This window comes from Micromonospora sp. ANENR4, assembly GCF_015354395.1.
Taxonomy (GTDB): Bacteria; Actinomycetota; Actinomycetes; order Mycobacteriales; family Micromonosporaceae; genus Micromonospora; species Micromonospora aurantiaca.
Genome location: NZ_JADKYQ010000007.1, coordinates 202,287 through 217,978, shown reverse-complemented (window position 1 = coordinate 217,978; position 15,692 = coordinate 202,287). Strand labels below are relative to the sequence as shown.

Below are 15,692 nucleotides of genomic sequence, written 5' to 3'. Positions count from 1 at the left end.
GGAGCGCGGGTCACGTCGCAGGGCGGTCACCGATTATTGACGCTTCCCGCCAAAAATGCTTCACTTGCCGCATGGCCTCGGACAACCCGCCCGCGCGGCGCCGACGCGGCCGGCCCACGGTGCTCGATCCCGAAGCGGTCGGCACCGCGGCCCTGCGGCTCTGGTCGGAGCGCGGCTACGGCGCCACCGGCTGGGACGACCTCTCCGCGGCCACCGGGATCAGCGCCCGCACCCTGATGCGGCACTTCCCGTCCAAGGCCGCCCTCGCCTGGGTGGGGGTGCCCGCCGCCACGCGGCGGCTGACCGAGACGTTCCGCGCGCTGCCCCTCGACGTCCCGCTGTCCGACGCGCTGCGCGCCGCAGTGGTCGCCTCCGTCTCCGACGACGCGCTCGTGCTCAGCGCGGGCGGGTACTGGATGCGGGTCGTCGCCGAGGAACCCGAACTGGCGGAAGCCTCCGCCCGCGCCTACGCGCCCTGGACCGAGGCCCTCGCCCGGGAGATCGCCCGGCGTCGACCGGGAGCGCCAAGGGCGATCTGCCACGCCGTCGCCGCCGCGTACCGCGAGGCGGCCCAGGCCGCGCTGTACGACTGGGCCCGCGGCGGCCCCGACGGCTCGCCCTCCCACGCCGTCGACGCCCTGCTGCGTCTGCTGGACATCCGCATCACCACACCCGAGGAAGCCCCGTGACCACCACGCGCCCGATCCCCGACCCGCTCGCCCCCGCCACCCTCGGTCCGGTTCGCCTGCGCAACCGGGTCATCAAGTCCGCCACCTTCGAGGGGGCGACCCCGGACGCCCTGGTCACCGACCGCCTGATCGACTACCACACCGCTGTGGGCCGCGGCGGCGTCGGCATGACGACTGTCGCCTACCTCGCCGTCGCGCCCGAGGGACGCACCGAACGGGGCCAGGTCTACTGGCGGCCCGAGGCGCTGCCCGGGCTGCGGCGACTGACCGAGGCGGTGCACGCCACCGGCGCCAAGGTCAGCGCCCAGATCGGGCACGCCGGGCCGGTGGCGAACTCCCGCTCGAACGGGCTGCCCTCGCTCGCCGCGTCGGCGCGGTTCAACCCCCTGGCGATGGGCTTCGACCGCGCCGCGACGCACGACGACATCCGCCGCGTCGTGGCCGCGCACGGCAGCGCCGCCGCGGCGGCCCGCGAGGTGGGCTTCGACGCCGTCGAGGTGCACCTGGGCCACACCTACCTCGCCGGATCGTTCCTGTCGCCGAAGCTCAACCGGCGCCGGGACGAGTTCGGCGGTGCGCTGGCCAACCGCGCCGAGTTCCCGCGCCGGATCCTGGCCGCCGTCAAGGAAGCAGTCGGCGACGACGTGGCCGTCATCGCCAAGATGAACATGAGCGACGGCGTACGCGGCGGTTTCGACCTCGACGAGTCGATCCCGTTCGCCCGGACGCTGGAGGCCGACGGGCACCTGGACGCCCTGGAACTCACCGGCGGGTCCTCGCTGCTCAACCCGATGTTCCTGTTCCGGGGCGACATCCCGCTCGCGGCGATGGCCGCGCCCCAGCCGCCGCTGCTGCGGCTCGGCATGAAGATGTTCGGCCGGTTCCTGTTCCACGACTACCCCTACCAGCCGCTCTACTTCCGCGACCTCGCGCTCCAGTTCCGCCGTGAGCTGTCCATGCCGCTGATCCTGCTCGGCGGCATCACCGACCTCGACGGGATGCGCACGGCCATGAGCGACGGCTTCGAGTACGTCGCGATGGCCCGCGCCCTGCTCCGGGAGCCGGATCTGATCAGCAAGATCAGCCGCGACGCCACCACCCGGTCGCGCTGCACCCACTGCAACCTCTGCGCCGCCAGCATCTTCACCGGCACCCACTGTCCCCTGGACGCCGAGGGGACGGCGGCGCTCGTCGCCGCCGGCACCCGGCCCGTCGTCGCCCCGTAGCAAGGAGTCCCCCGATGTCCGTACCCCGGCAGCCCCAGCCGGCCTCGGTCGACCTCGTCGTGATCGGCTCCGGCACCGGCCTCGCCGCCGCGCTCAGCGCCCACGAGGCAGGCCTCTCCGTCGTGGTCGTGGAGAAGTCGCGCTGGGTCGGCGGCTCCACAGCCCGCTCCGGCGGCGCCTTCTGGATCCCCGCCAACCCCGTCCTGGCCGCCGAGGGCTCCGGGGACACGCCCGAGCGCGGCGCGGCGTACCTGGAGGCAGTCGTGGACGGCTCCGCGCCCGACCAGCGCTGGCGCAGCTTCCTCGAGCACGGCACCGCCACGATCGAGATGCTCACGCGGACCACCCCGATGCGGTTCCTCTGGGCTCGCGGCTACTCCGACTACCACCCGGAGCTGCCCGGCGGCACCGCTGAGGGCCGGAGCTGCGAGTGCCGCCCGCTCGACCTGAAGGTCCTCGGCGCCGACCGCGCGCGGCTGCGTCCCGCCGTCCTCTCCGCGCCAGTGCCCATGCCGGTCACCGGCGCGGACTACAAGTGGCTCAACCTGATGGCGAGGACCCCGGTCCGCGCGCTGCCCCGCATCGTGACCCGCCTCGCCCAGGGTCTCGGCGGCCTCGCGCTCGGGCGCGAGTACGCCGCCGGCGGCCAGGCCATCGCCGCCGGCCTGTTCGCCGGCGTCCGCCGCGCCGGCATCCCGGTGTGGACCGGGACGGCGCTGGAGCGGCTCCTGGTCGACGGGGACCGGGTCGTCGGGGCCGAGCTGCGCCACGGGGAGACGACGTTCACCGTACGGGCCGAGCGAGGTGTCGTGCTCGCCACCGGCGGCTTCGACCACGACCTGCCGCTGCGGCACGTCCACCACCACCGCGACCTGGGCGACTGGAGCCTCGGCGCGGACAGCAACACCGGCGACGGGATCCGCGCCGCCCAGGCGGCGGGCGCCGGCACCGACCTGATGGAGCAAGCGTGGTGGTTCCCCGCCGTCGCGCCGGTCGGCGACGCCGCGCCGTCGGTGCTCCTCGCCGAGCGTTCCCTGCCCGGGTCGCTCATGGTGGACGGCACGGGCCGCCGGTTCGTCAACGAGTCCTGCGACTACATGACGTTCGGGCAGCGGGTGCTCGGCCTCGCCCACGAGGTCGGAGCACTGCCGGCCATGTGGCTGGTCTTCGACCAGCGGTACCGCAACAGCTACGTCTTCGCCGGCACGCACTTCCCCCGCGCCCCGCTGCCGAAGTCCTGGTACGCGGCGGGCATCGCGCACCGCGCGGGCACCCCGGGTGACCTCGCCCGGTCGATGGGCGTGGACGCCGACGCGCTGAGCGCCACGCTGGCGCGGTTCAACCAGCTCGCCGCCGCGGGCGTCGACGACGACTTCGCGCGTGGCGCCAGCGCGTACGACCGCTACTACGGCGACCCGACGGTGACGCCCAACCCGAACCTGCGGCCCCTGGCCGGCAACCTGTACGCCGTCCGGGTCGTCCTGTCCGACCTCGGGACCTGCGGCGGGGTCCGGGCCGACGGCCTCGGCCGGGCGCTGTCCGACGCGGGGACACCGATCCCCGGGCTGTACGCGATCGGCAACGCCGCCGCCAACGCCTTCGGCCGCACCTACCCGGGGGCCGGGGCGACCATCGGCCAGGGCTTGGTCTACGGCTACATCGTCGGGCGGCACGCGGCGGGCAAGCTCCCCGCCGCCGACCGGGCCGAGGGCCGCCGGACGGCGGAATAGGCACGGTTTTGTCGCACCCGGGCCCGCCCCGCGTGCCAGCATCCGGCAGACGCACGGGGCCGGCCCGGACCGACCGCCGGCGAAGCGGAGAGGAACCGACATGGGTACGTACGCGGTGACCGGCGCGGCCTCCGGCATGGGCCGGGCGTCCGCCGAGCGGCTGCGGCGCGACGGGCACACAGTCGTCGGCGTGGACCTGCGGGACGTGGAGGTCGTCGCCGACCTCTCCACGCCGGCCGGGCGCGCGGCGGCGGCGACCGAGGTGCTGGAGCGCGCCGGAGGGCGGCTCGACGGGGCGGTCTGCGCCGCCGGGCTCGGCGGCATCCCCGGCCGGGACCGGCTCGTGCAGCAGGTCAACTTCTTCGGCGTGGTGGAGCTGCTCGAGGCGTGGCGACCGGCGCTGGCCGCCGCCGGCAACAGCAAGGTGGTGGTGTTCGGCTCGAACTCCGTCACGCTCACCCCGATGGTGCCGGAGCGCGCCGTACGGGCCCTGCTCGACCGCGACGCCGACAGGGCGCTGCGCGTGGTGGGGCGCTTCGGCAAGCGCTCGGCGCCGTTCGCGTACGCGAGTTCGAAGCTGGCGGTGACGCGGTGGGCACGCCACGCCGCGATCTCGCCGGAGTGGGCCGGCGCCGGCATCCGGGTGAACGTCCTGGCCCCCGGCATCATCGCCACCCCGCTGCTGGAGGAGCAGATCGCCCGTGGCGAGAAGGAGGCGGTCGAGGGGCTGCCGGTGCCGATCGGCGGGCGCGGCAGGCCGGCGGACGTCGGCGAGTGGGTGGCGTTCATGCTGTCGCCGGCCGCCGACTTCCTCTGCGGTTCGGTGATCTTCCTGGACGGCGGCTCGGACGCCTACTTCCGCACCGACGACTGGCCCGTCTCCACCGGGCCGGCCGGGGTGCTGCGTTACATGCGGCGCGCCAAGGCGTGGCGCCGTGGAAGCAGCGCGCAACCGAGCGCGAGAGGATCTCGCGCAGTAGGTTGAGCGGGTGACTGGACGGTTCCCGATCGAAGACGTCTCCCCCGTCGTCTCCTGCGGTCGCTACCCGGCCAAGGCGGTGGTCGGCGAGGTCGTGCCGGTGTCGGCACGGGCCTATCGCGAGGGCCACGACGCGCTCGGGTGCAACGTGGTCTGGCTCGGCCCGGACGGCGCGGCCCGCCCGTTCACCCGGATGCGCCCCGGCGAGCCCGGCCAGGACCGCTGGCACGCCACCATCCGCCCGGACGCGGTGGGCCTGTGGCGCTTCGCCGTGGAGGCGTTTCAAGACCCGTACCTCACCTGGCAGAACGCGGTCACCAAGAAGCTCGCCGTCGGCCAGGGCGCGGCCGAGCTGGCGAACGACCTGGCCGAGGGCGTACGCGTGCTGACCGCCGCGCTCGACCTGGTGCCGAAGGTCGACCGTGATCGCGTACGCGAAGCCGTGCGGGCCCTGGCCGACGACGGCCTGGACCTGCCGCGGCGGGTGAGCGCGGCGCTGGATCTGGCCGGCCTGCTCTGGGAGCACCCGGTCCGCGAGCTGGTCACCACCGGCGAGGAGCGCACGCTCTGGGTGGACCGGCCGCGGGCGCTCTTCTCCGCCTGGTACGAGTTCTTCCCCCGTTCCGAGGGCGCGGTCCCGGCGACTGTCGACGCGCCCGCCCGTTCCGGCACGTTCGCCACCGCGATCGAGCGGCTGCCGGGTGTCGCGGCGATGGGTTTCGACGTGCTCTACCTGCCGCCGATCCACCCGATCGGCCGGGTCAACCGCAAGGGCCGCAACAACGCGCTCACCGCCGGGCCGGACGACGTGGGCTCGCCGTGGGCGATCGGCGCGGCCGAGGGCGGCCACGACGCCATCCACCCCGACCTGGGTACGCCGGAGGACTTCCGCGACTTCGTCGCGGCCGCCGCCGAGCAGGGGCTGGAGGTGGCGATGGACCTGGCGTTGCAGTGCGCGCCGGATCATCCGTGGGTCACCGAGCACCCGGAGTGGTTCACCACCCGGGCCGACGGCAGCATCGCGTACGCGGAGAACCCGCCGAAGAAGTACCAGGACATCTACCCGCTGAACTTCGACAACGACCCCGAGGGCATCCGGGCCGAGGTGCTGCGGGTGGTGCTGCACTGGGTTTGCGAGGGAATCCGGATCTTCCGGGTGGACAACCCGCACACCAAGCCGTTCGACTTCTGGCACTGGCTGATCGCCGAGGTCAAGAAGGTCGACCCGGACGTGCTGTTCCTGGCCGAGGCGTTCACCCGGCCGGCGATCATGCACGGGCTCGGCAAGATCGGTTTCACCCAGTCGTACACCTATTTCACCTGGCGCACGACGGCGGCCGAGATGCGGGAGTACTGCGAGGAGCTGGTCGCGTCGGTGGACTGGATGCGGCCGAACTTCTGGCCGAACACGCCGGACATCCTGCACTCGTCGTTGCAGCACGGCGGGCCGCCGATGTTCAAGATCCGGGCGGTGCTGGCGGCGCTGCTGTCCCCCTCCTGGGGCATGTACGCGGGGTTCGAGCTGTTCGAGCACGTCGCCCGCCCGGGTGCCGAGGAGTACCTGGACAACGAGAAGTACGAGCTGCGGCCCCGGGACTGGGACGCCGCGCTGACGCAGGGCCGGTCGCTGGCGCCGTTCATCACCACGCTGAACCGGGTACGCCGGGACAACCCCGCCCTGCACCGGCTGCGCAACCTGCGGTTCCACGACATCGACAACCCGGCACTGCTGTGCTGGTCGAAGCACGACCCGGAGACCGGCAACACGGTGATCGTGGTCTGCTCGTTCGACTCCCGCGAGGTGCAGTGGGGCAACACCACGCTCGACATGCCGGCGCTCGGCCTGGACTGGCACGAGCGGTTCACCGTGCGCGACGAGCTGACCGGCGCCGAGTACGACTGGGGACAGCGCAACGCGGTACGCCTGGACCCGTACCTGCAACCGGCGCACGTGCTCACCGTGCGCCGCCCGGCCGCACCGGCCCCCGCCGAGCCGGAGCACCCGGCCGCGCCCGACCTGACAGTGGAAGACGTACCCGCCGACCTCTCCGGCGGCACCGCCCCGACCGCACCGGCCGACAAGGACGACGCCCGATGGACCAGCTGATCGCCGGCGAGGTACACGACCCGCACGCCGTGCTCGGCGCGCATCCGGCCGACGGGAGCACCACGATCCGGACGCTGCGCCGGGGCGCGGGTGAGGTGACGGTGCTCGCCGACGGCGAACGGCACCCGATGAAGCGGGTGCACGACGCCGGTGTCTTCGAGGCGGTGCTCCCCGGCGAGGTGCTCGACTACCGGGTCGAGGTGGACGGCACGCCGCACGACGACCCGTACCGTTATCCGCCCACGCTCGGCGACCTCGACCTGCACCTGATCGGCGAGGGCCGGCACGAGCGGCTCTGGGCGGCGCTCGGCGCCCGTGTCTTCGACGAGGGCGTCGCGTTCACCGTCTGGGCTCCCAACGCGCGCGCGGTGCGGCTGATCGGCGACGTCACCGGCTGGGCGCCGGACGACGGGTGGCCGATGCGCTCGCTCGGCTCCAGCGGCGTGTGGGAGATCTTCGTGCCCGGCATGCCGGTGGGCAGCCGCTACAAGTACCGCATCCTCGGCGCCGACGGCCGGTGGCGGGACAAGGCCGACCCGATGGCCGCGCGCACCGAGGTGCCGCCGGCCACCGCGTCGGTGGTGCACGAGTCACGGTACGAGTGGGGTGACGCGGACTGGCTCGCGCGCCGGTCCCGGCAGGCGCCGCACCAGGAGCCGATGAGCGTGTACGAGGTGCACCTGGGCTCGTGGCGACCCGGCCTCGGCTACCGGGAGCTGGCCGAGCAGCTCACCGCGTACGTGCTGGAGATGGGCTTCACCCACGTGGAGTTCCTGCCGGTGATGGAGCACCCGTTCGGCGGCTCGTGGGGTTACCAGGTCACCGGCTACTACGCGCCGACCGCCCGGTTCGGCGACCCGGACGACTTCCGGTACCTGGTGGACCGGCTGCACGCCGCCGGCATCGGCGTGCTCCTGGACTGGGTGCCGGCGCACTTCCCGAAGGACGAGTGGGCGCTCGCGCGTTTCGACGGCACCCCGCTGTACGAGCACCCCGACCCGCGTCGCGGCGAGCACCCCGACTGGGGCACGTACGTCTTCGACTTCGGCCGCAACGAGGTGCGCAACTTCCTCGTCGCCAACGCGCTGTACTGGCTTGACGAGTTCCACATCGACGGGCTGCGCGTGGACGCGGTCGCGTCGATGCTCTACCTGGACTACTCGCGGCAGGACGGGCAGTGGGCGCCGAACGTGCACGGCGGCCGGGAGAACCTGGAGGCGATCGCGTTCCTCCAGGAGGTCAACGCCACCGTCTACCGGCACCACCCGGGCGTCCTGATGATCGCCGAGGAGTCCACCGCCTGGCCCGGCGTCACGAAGCCGACCTCGGAGGGCGGGCTCGGGTTCGGCTTCAAGTGGAACATGGGCTGGATGCACGACACCCTGCTCTACACCTCGAAGGACCCGATCTACCGGCAGCACCACCACCATCAGCTCACGTTCTCGCTGGCGTACGCGTGGAGCGAGAACTACGTGCTGCCGATCAGCCACGACGAGGTGGTGCACGGCAAGGGGTCACTGGCGGGCAAGATGCCCGGCGACACCTGGCAGCGGCTGGCCACCGTGCGAGGGCTGCTGGCGTACATGTGGGCGCACCCGGGCAAGCAACTGCTGTTCATGGGCTGCGAGCTGGCCGACGACAGGGAGTGGAGCGAGGAGCGGGGCCTCGACTGGTACCTGACCCACGACCCGGCGCGCGCCGGCGTGCAGCGGCTGGTGGCCGACCTGAACCGCGTCTACCGGGCCAGCCCGGCGCTCTGGGCGCAGGACACCGACCCGGCCGGCTTCCGCTGGATCGCCGGGGACGACGTCGCCAACAACGCGGTGTCGTTCATCCGGATCGCCCCGGACGGGCAGACGCTGGTGTGCGTGGCGAACTTCTCCGCGACTCCGCTGGAGGACTACCGGATCGGCCTCCCGGCCGCAGGTACGTGGGCGGAGTCGCTGAACACCGACGCCCACCACTACGGCGGGTCGGGCGTGGGCAACCTGGGCGAGGTGCACGCCGAGAACGTGCCGTGGCACGGCCTGCCCGCGTCGGTGGCGCTGCGCGTCCCCCCGCTGGGCGTCCTCTGGCTCTCCCCCCGCTGACCCCGTGCCGGCCCCGCGACCCCCGTTGATCATGAAGTTGGCGGCACTCTAAGAGATCCACAACGCCGTCAACTTCATGATCGACGCGGAGAAGCAAAAGACGGTCAGACCAGGTCGGCTTCGCGCAGCAGCTTCCAGAGGCCGGCGCCGTCGGGGGCGCTCAGCCACTTCTGGCCGATCGGGCCCGACGACGAACGGCCCGCCGGTGCCGGGAGGCTGCCTGCGAGCACCGACTGGGTCGGGGACAGTTGCCGGATCGCCACCCCGGCCACGTGGTCCGGGTGCGCTGCGGCGAACTCCCGGTAGATCTCCGGGTCGTGCTGTCCGTCGTCGCCGATCAGCAGCCATCGCACCTCGGGGAACTCCCGGGACAGCCGGGCCAGCGTGGCCCGCTTGTGCTCCCGGCCGCTGCGGAACCACCTGTCCGCGGTCGGCCCCCAGTCGGTGAGCAGCAGCGGCCCGGCCGGGTAGAGGTGCCGGGACAGGAACCGGGTGAGCGTCGGCGCGACGTTCCAGGCGCCGGTGGACAGGTAGAAGACCGGCGCGCCCGGGTGGGCGGTGGCCAGCCGCTCGTACAGCACCGCCATGCCGGGCACCGCCGTGCGGGCGTGCTCGTCCAGCACGAACGTGTTCCACGCGGCGAGCAGCGGCCGGGGCAGCGCGGTCACCATGACCGTGTCGTCGATGTCGGAGAGGATGCCGAACCGGACGGCCGGGTCGAGCACGCGGACCAGCGCCTCCACCGGCTCGGCGTCGGCGACGCTGAGGCGTACGCAGCCCCAGCCGGGGGCGAAGTCGGCCTCGATCACGGTGTCGACGAAGCCGCTGCGGTCGGCGGTCACCTCCTGGCGCACGCCGTCGGCCTCGATGGTCACCTTCACGTGCTTGGCGGGCAGCGTGGCGAAGCTGCGCCAGCCCCGCACCTTGTCCAGCCGGCCCCGCCGCCGGGTGTCCGGACGCCCGAGCAGCACGCGGCAGAGCACGCGCGCCCAGCCGGGGGCGCCGTAGCCCGCGTACGCGATGATGTTGGGCTGCCACCCGGTGCGCCGCAACCGGCGCTCCACCAGGCCGTGCACGGCGTCCTCGAAGCGCGCGGCGCGGTGCAGTTGCGGAACGGCAAGCTGGTCCGGTGGTGTGGGCGGCACACGGCAACAGTGCCACAACCGGACCGGCCGGGCCACGCGAGTGATCCACGCCGATCCGACCCGGCGGCGGGCGCCGCCGTGACAGACTGCGGTCGGGACGACGACGGGGGCGTTTGTCGTGTCGACGACGAAGCGGGACCGGGTACTGCCGCGTCCGGACGCGCCGGCGCTGGTGGCGCTGCTGCTCGGCGTCGCGGCCGTCGGCTACCGGCTGGTGCTGACGCTGCTCACGGTGCCCGCGTCGAACAGCGACGAGGCCACGTTCGGCCTGGCCGCGCTGCACATCGCCGAGCGCGGTGAGCGGCCGGTCTTCCTCTACGGCCAGCGCTACATGGGCGTGCTGGAGTCGTACCTGGCCGCGCCGCTTGTCGGCTGGGCCGGGCCGAGCTGGCCGCTGCTGCGGCTGCCCCTGCTGGCGCTCTTCGCGGTCTTCCTGTGGCTGGCGTACCGGCTGACCCGCCGCCTGTTCTCCCCCTGGCTCGCAGTGGTCGTGGTGGGCCTGCTCGCGCTCGGCTCGGAGCGGGTGGTCCGCGACCAGCTCACGGTGGTCGGCGGCCGTCCGGAGGTCAAGCCGGCGGTGCTGGCGATGCTGCTGATCGCGGTGGCCCTCGGCGACCGGCGGATCCGGCACCACTGGCTGGCCACCGGCGCGTTCGGGCTGCTCGCCGGGCTGGCGCTGTGGTCGGACTGGCTGATCGCGCCGTACCTGCTGGTGGCGGCGGTGGTGCTCGCCGTGGCGGTGCCCCGGGATCTGATCGGCTGGCCGGGTGTGCTGCTGGTGGTGGGCTTCCTGGCCGGGATCGCCCCGGTGGTCAAGGACAACCTCGTCGCGCCGCCCGGGCAGGACTCGCTGTCGGTGTTCCGCGAGATCAGCACCAAGGAGGGGGTCGCGCCGTCGCTCGCCGAGCGGCTGCGCGGCGGGCTGCTGGAGGGGGTGCCGCTGGCGTCGGGCATGTGCCCGATGGACGGCTGCGCGCGCTGGGCGCAGTGGTTCGGCGTGCTCTACCCGGTGCTGCTGGTGGCCGCCGCCGGGCTCGGGCTGCTCGCGTACCGCCGGGCCGCCGACCACGCCGCGCGGGTCCGGGCCGTGGCGATCCTCGCCCTGGTCGTGGGCGCGGCGCTGACACTTCTGGCGTACGTGCGCAGTCCGCTCGCCGCGACCGACCCGCTCGGCAACGCCCGCTACCTGTCGGTGCTCCAGATCTCGCTGCCGGCCGTACTGTGGCCGCTCTGGCTGGCCGCCGCGCACGCGGTGCGGGGCACCGCCGGACGGGCGGCCCGGCTGGGCGGCGCCACGGCGGCGGCGGTGCTGGCCGGGCTGACCGCCGCCACCGTCGCCGGGACCGTGGCATTCCTGACCGGTGTGCCGGGCGTACGGGACGAGGAGCGTACCGCCCGCCGCCTGGCCGACACGGTGCGGCAGGCCGGTCTGCACGAGGTGTACGGGGACTACTGGACCTGCAACCGGCTGATCTTCAACACCGGGGAGACCGTCGCCTGCGGTGTGCTCGACGGCGCCCTCACTCCCGGGCAGAACCGCTATCCGGCGTACTGGCAGCGGGTGGCGCGCGCGGACCGGCCCGGGTACGTGGTGGCGGCCGGCTCCCCGGCCGAGCGCACGCTGCGGCGGCTGCTGGGAGACCGCGCCGACGCGGCGGTGGTGGCCGAGGTGGGCGGTAGTCGCGTGTACCACCCCGAGCGTGCCGTCCGGCCGTGGCGCTGACCCCGGCCCGTACGCTGTGCCGGTGCTCATCCTGCTGCCCCCGTCGGAGGGGAAGGCCGAGGCCGGCACCGGCCGCCGGCTGGACCTGTCCCGGCTGTCCCTGACCGAGCTGAACCCGGCCCGGGAGGCGGTCCTGACCGCGCTCGTCAACCTGTGCGCCGGGCCGGGCGAGACGGCGGCCCGGACCGCGCTGGGCCTCACCGAGGGGCAGCGCGGCGAACTGCGGCGCAACGCCCGGCTGCGGGAGGCGGCCACCGCGCCGGCCGGGCGGCTCTACACCGGCGTGCTCTACGAGGCGCTCGGTCTGGACACGCTGCCGCCCGACGCGCAGCGGGCGGCCCGCCGCCAGGTGCTGATCAGCTCCGGCCTGTGGGGCGCGGTACGCCTCGCCGACCGGATCCCGCCGTACCGCTGCCCGATCGGAGCGCGGCTGCCGGGGCTCGGCGCGCTGTCGGCGTACTGGCGGGAGGCGCTCGGCCCGGTGCTGGAGCCGGCCGCCGGACGCGGCCCGGTGCTGGACCTGCGGTCCGGCGCGTACGCGGCCACCTGGACGCCGCGCGGCGCGCTCGCCGAACGCACGGTGACGGTGCGGGTGCTGCACGAACGGATCGTGGACGGCACGCCGACCCGGTCGGTGGTGAGCCACTTCAACAAGGCCACGAAGGGCCGGCTGGTGCGGGATCTGCTGCTCGCCGACGCCCGGCCGCGTACCGCCGACGCCCTGGTGGGGGCGCTGCGGGAGCTGAAGTACACGGTCGAGGAGGCGCCCCGGGCGGCCGGGCGGCCCCGGCAGGTCGACCTGGTGGTCACCGAACTCTGAGCCGCGGGCTTCCCGCAAATTTTGCTCAAGGCTGGGGCGCATCGGTTCCCGGTCCGGCGCTCGGCAGCGACGGTAGAGGTACCCCGACTCTGACCGAGGAGCCGCGCCGATGCTCACCACGCTGCTCGACCGCCCGCGCCCGTCGCCGCCGCCACTGGACTGGCTGACCCTGACCGACGCCTTCGAGGTCGCCTGCATGGTGCGCTGCACTCCGCCGCCGGCCGCCGACGTCCGCCGTCTCGACTCCGGACCGCACCGGGGCGGGATCGCCGAGTTCAACCGCGAGGACGCGGCGCAGCGGATGCGGCAGCTGCTGGGACGCCTCGACGTGCCGGTGGAGCACGAGCTGACCACCGGTGGCCTGCGCCGCCGCTACGAGCTGCACCGGTTGTCGGTGCCGCCGCCGCACCGGGCGGCGTACGCGAATCTGCTGGCCGCGGGCTGGCGGCAGGGACGCCGGGAGCTGCTCGGCGGGCCGTTCCCCGGCGCATCGGCGCCGCGGCGGCTGTGGCGGCCCCGGCTGGCCGCGGCGGCCTGGCGGGCCGCGCTGCTCGCCGGTGGCCGGCACGTCCGCCGGCACTGCCTCGGCATCCGGCTCGCCGACCGGGACCTGGCGGCGGTGCTGGTACGCGGCGCGGCGCTGCTGGACGTGCCGGCGGCACTGCGGCCGGGCTCGGGCTGCTTCCTGGTGGTGGTACCGAACGGCGAGCACCGGCAGCGGATCACCGAGAGCGCGGAGCTGGCCCCGGCGAGCTGACCGGCCCCGTGCGGGCTCGCGCGGCGGTGCCCCCACCGTGCGGGCTTGCGCCGTGACGGGTGCACGGCGCAGAGTGCAGCCCGTGAGCCGACACTGGCCTGTGCGCGCCGCCGCCCCGCTCGTGCTGGTGCTGCTGCTCGTCGCCGGGCTGGCCGGATGCCGGGACGAGCCGTCCGAGCCGACCCGGATCCGCATCGCCACCGGCAGCCCGACCGCCGTCTACCACGCCTTCGGCCAGTCGCTGGCGTCCCTGCTCAACCGGGAGGTACCCGGCGTACGGGCCGAGGTGGTGGTCACCGCCGCGTCGGCGCAGAACGTCCGGCTGGTCGGCGCCGGGGAGGCGGAGCTGGGCTTCACCCAGGCCGACGTGTTGCCGCCGCGCGAGCCCGAACATCCGTCGGTGCTCGCCGTGGCCCGGGTCTACGACGACCTGCTGCACCTGGTCACCCGCGCCGGCGGGCCGATCCGCACCCTCGGCGACCTGCGCGGCCGGCGGGTGTCGGTGGGCGCCGACGGCTCCGGCACCGAGATCACCGCCAGCCGCCTGCTGGAGGTGGCCCAGCTCGGCGGCAACCGGGTCCGCCAGGAGCACCTGGGGCTGGACGACTCGGTGGCGGCCCTGCGGGACGGGCGGATCGACGCGTTCTTCTTCTCCGGCGGGCTACCCGTACGCGGCGTCGCCGAGCTGGCCCAGCGAACCTCGCTGCGGATCGTGGACCTCGGCGACTGGACCGAGCCGCTGCGCCGGGCGTACGGGCAGGTCTACGTGACCCGGGACGTGCCGCGCTCGGTGTACCGGGCCGACCCGGTCAGCACCGTGGCGAACCCGAACTACCTGATCGTCCGCGCCGACCTGCCCGCCGCGCTGGTGCGGGAGGTGACCCGCCTGCTGATGGACCGCCGGCAGGAACTGGCCGCAGCGCACCCGGCGGCGGGACGGATGAGTCCCCGGTCGGCGATCGTCACCACTCCGCTGCCGCTGCATCCGGGCGCGGCGCAGTGGTATCGCGCCGCGAAGCCCTGACGTGGGTCAGCACCGGACCGGCGCGTCGGCGGGCGCCGGGAACCACAGCTCGGCGACCAGGCCCCGGGGCTCGCCCTGGCGCATGGTGAGCCGGCCGTCGGAGGCGTCGACGAGCACCGCCGCGATGGTCAGCCCGAGGCCCACGCCGTCCACGTTCTGCGCGTCCGGCGCCCGCCAGAACCGCTCGGTGGCCTGGTCGAGCTGACTGGCGGTCATGCCCGGACCGGTGTCGCTGACGGTCAGCACCGTCCCGCCGCCGACGGCGCGTACGGTCACCGTCACCTCTCCCCCGGTGCCGCTGAACTTCACCGCGTTGTCGATCAGGGCGTCCAGCGCCTGGTCGATGGCGGTCGGCACGGTCCGGGCGTACGCCGGCGCGTCCTCGGCGTCGAGGCGGAGCGTGACCTCCCGGTGCCGGGCCAACGGCAGCCAGGCCGTCACCCGGGAGGCGGCGGTGGCGGTGGCGTCCACAGTGACCCGCTGGTTCTCCTCCCGCTCGGCGCGGGCCAGCGTGAGCAGCGCGTCGAGCACCGTGGCGAGCCGGTCGGTCTCCTCCAGCGCGAGCCGGTGCTCGGCGCGCCCGTCCGGGTCGGTGAGGCTGGGGCCCAGTTCCTCCACCCGCAGCCGCAGCGCGGTGAGCGGGTTGCGCAGCTGGTGGCTGGCGTGCGCGACGAAGGCGCGTTGCCGGTCCATCACGTCGGACACCGCGTCGGCCATGTCGTTGAAGCTGGTCGCCAGCCGGCGCAGCTCGGGCGGCCCGAGTCCGGCGCGGACCCGCGCGGCGCGGCGGCCCTCGGCGATCTCGTGGGTCACCGCGTCCAGCTCGGTGACCGGGCGCAGCACCCAGCCGGCCAGCCCGAACGCGGTCGAGACGCAGGCCAGCACCGCCAGCAGCCCGATGCCCGCCAGCAGCAGCCACCACACGGTGACCGTGCGGCGCACACCGTCCGCCGGGCTGGTCGTGACCACGGCGCCGAGCACCTCGCCGCCGTCGTTGATCGGCACCGCCGTCACCACCGGGCCGCCGACCCAGGGCCAGACCGACTCCGGGCCGCTGAACTGCTGCCCGGACAGCGCGGTGTCGAGCGCCGGGCCGGTGCCCGCGCCCGGCTCCCACCCGGACGAGGCCACCACGGTACGGCGGTCCCGGTCCACCACTGCCGCGCCGATGCCGTAGAGCGCGTCGTAGGCGGCCAGTTCCCCGTCCAGCGGGCCGGGGCTGCCGCCCCGCAACGCGGGCCCGGCCAGCGAGGCGAAGCGGGTGGCGTCGGCGAGACGGTCGGCGCGGACCCGGTCGGTCTCCCGGGTCGCGAGCGTGGCCGCCAGCGGTGTCTCCAGGGCGATCAGGACCAGCACCATCAGCAGCAGGTAGCTGATCACCAGCCGGCGGCGCACGACCCGG

General features: G+C 74.4%; 12 protein-coding genes. 10 read left to right on the top strand and 2 right to left on the bottom strand.

Features of this window, described 5'->3' with window-relative positions; genetic code table 11:
• The first annotated feature begins 71 nt into the window (after positions 1 to 71).
• From IRY44_RS14455 to glgB, 6 genes are all read left to right on the top strand, one after another.
• Positions 72 to 689 (top strand): TetR/AcrR family transcriptional regulator, encoded by a 618-nt coding sequence (locus tag IRY44_RS14455; protein ID WP_194800911.1) that lies wholly within the window; start codon positions 72 to 74, stop codon positions 687 to 689.
• The gene (locus IRY44_RS14450) at positions 686 to 1,915 is read left to right on the top strand and encodes an NADH:flavin oxidoreductase (protein ID WP_194800910.1); all 1,230 of its coding nucleotides are present in this window, start codon (positions 686 to 688) and stop codon (positions 1,913 to 1,915) included. Before IRY44_RS14455 ends, IRY44_RS14450 begins: the two co-directional genes overlap by 4 nt.
• 14 nt (positions 1,916 to 1,929) lie before the next feature.
• The gene (locus IRY44_RS14445) at positions 1,930 to 3,645 is read left to right on the top strand and encodes a 3-ketosteroid-delta-1-dehydrogenase (RefSeq protein WP_194800909.1); all 1,716 of its coding nucleotides are present in this window, start codon (positions 1,930 to 1,932) and stop codon (positions 3,643 to 3,645) included.
• Between the two features lie 100 nt (positions 3,646 to 3,745).
• Positions 3,746 to 4,630, top strand: coding sequence for an SDR family oxidoreductase (locus IRY44_RS14440; RefSeq protein ID WP_194800908.1), 885 nt, complete (start codon positions 3,746 to 3,748; stop codon positions 4,628 to 4,630).
• Positions 4,631 to 4,634: 4 nt separating this feature from the next.
• The gene (locus tag IRY44_RS14435; RefSeq protein WP_194800907.1) at positions 4,635 to 6,731 is read left to right on the top strand and encodes an alpha-1,4-glucan--maltose-1-phosphate maltosyltransferase; all 2,097 of its coding nucleotides are present in this window, start codon (positions 4,635 to 4,637) and stop codon (positions 6,729 to 6,731) included.
• On the top strand, positions 6,719 to 8,821 hold the full coding sequence (gene glgB / locus IRY44_RS14430; protein ID WP_194800906.1) for a 1,4-alpha-glucan branching protein GlgB: 2,103 nt from the start codon (positions 6,719 to 6,721) through the stop codon (positions 8,819 to 8,821). Before IRY44_RS14435 ends, glgB begins: the two co-directional genes overlap by 13 nt.
• 104 nt (positions 8,822 to 8,925) lie before the next feature.
• On the opposite strand, the gene IRY44_RS14425 is transcribed toward glgB, so the two are convergent.
• The gene (locus IRY44_RS14425) at positions 8,926 to 10,002 is read right to left on the bottom strand and encodes a phosphatase domain-containing protein (protein WP_194800905.1); all 1,077 of its coding nucleotides are present in this window, start codon (positions 10,000 to 10,002) and stop codon (positions 8,926 to 8,928) included.
• Between the two features lie 82 nt (positions 10,003 to 10,084).
• Between IRY44_RS14425 and IRY44_RS14420 the strand changes: the two genes are divergently transcribed.
• The 4 genes from IRY44_RS14420 (at position 10,085) to IRY44_RS14405 (ending at position 14,290) form a co-directional block, all read left to right on the top strand.
• Positions 10,085 to 11,689, top strand: a complete 1,605-nt coding sequence (locus IRY44_RS14420) for a hypothetical protein (protein ID WP_194800904.1) — start codon at positions 10,085 to 10,087, stop codon at positions 11,687 to 11,689.
• 16 nt (positions 11,690 to 11,705) lie between these two features.
• Positions 11,706 to 12,509 carry a peroxide stress protein YaaA gene (yaaA, locus tag IRY44_RS14415; RefSeq protein WP_269698064.1) on the top strand — a complete coding sequence of 268 codons (804 nt, stop codon included), beginning with the start codon at positions 11,706 to 11,708 and terminating at the stop codon, positions 12,507 to 12,509.
• Positions 12,510 to 12,618: 109 nt separating this feature from the next.
• Positions 12,619 to 13,266, top strand: a complete 648-nt coding sequence (locus tag IRY44_RS14410) for a hypothetical protein (RefSeq protein ID WP_194800902.1) — start codon at positions 12,619 to 12,621, stop codon at positions 13,264 to 13,266.
• Between the two features lie 82 nt (positions 13,267 to 13,348).
• A complete protein-coding gene (locus IRY44_RS14405; RefSeq protein WP_194800901.1) occupies positions 13,349 to 14,290 on the top strand; it encodes a TAXI family TRAP transporter solute-binding subunit in 942 nt (313 codons plus the stop codon).
• A gap of 6 nt (positions 14,291 to 14,296) precedes the next feature.
• Here the strand turns inward: IRY44_RS14405 and IRY44_RS14400 are convergent, their stop codons facing one another.
• Positions 14,297 to 15,685, bottom strand: a complete 1,389-nt coding sequence (locus IRY44_RS14400) for a HAMP domain-containing sensor histidine kinase (RefSeq protein WP_194800900.1) — start codon at positions 15,683 to 15,685, stop codon at positions 14,297 to 14,299.
• Positions 15,686 to 15,692: the final 7 nt, after the last annotated feature.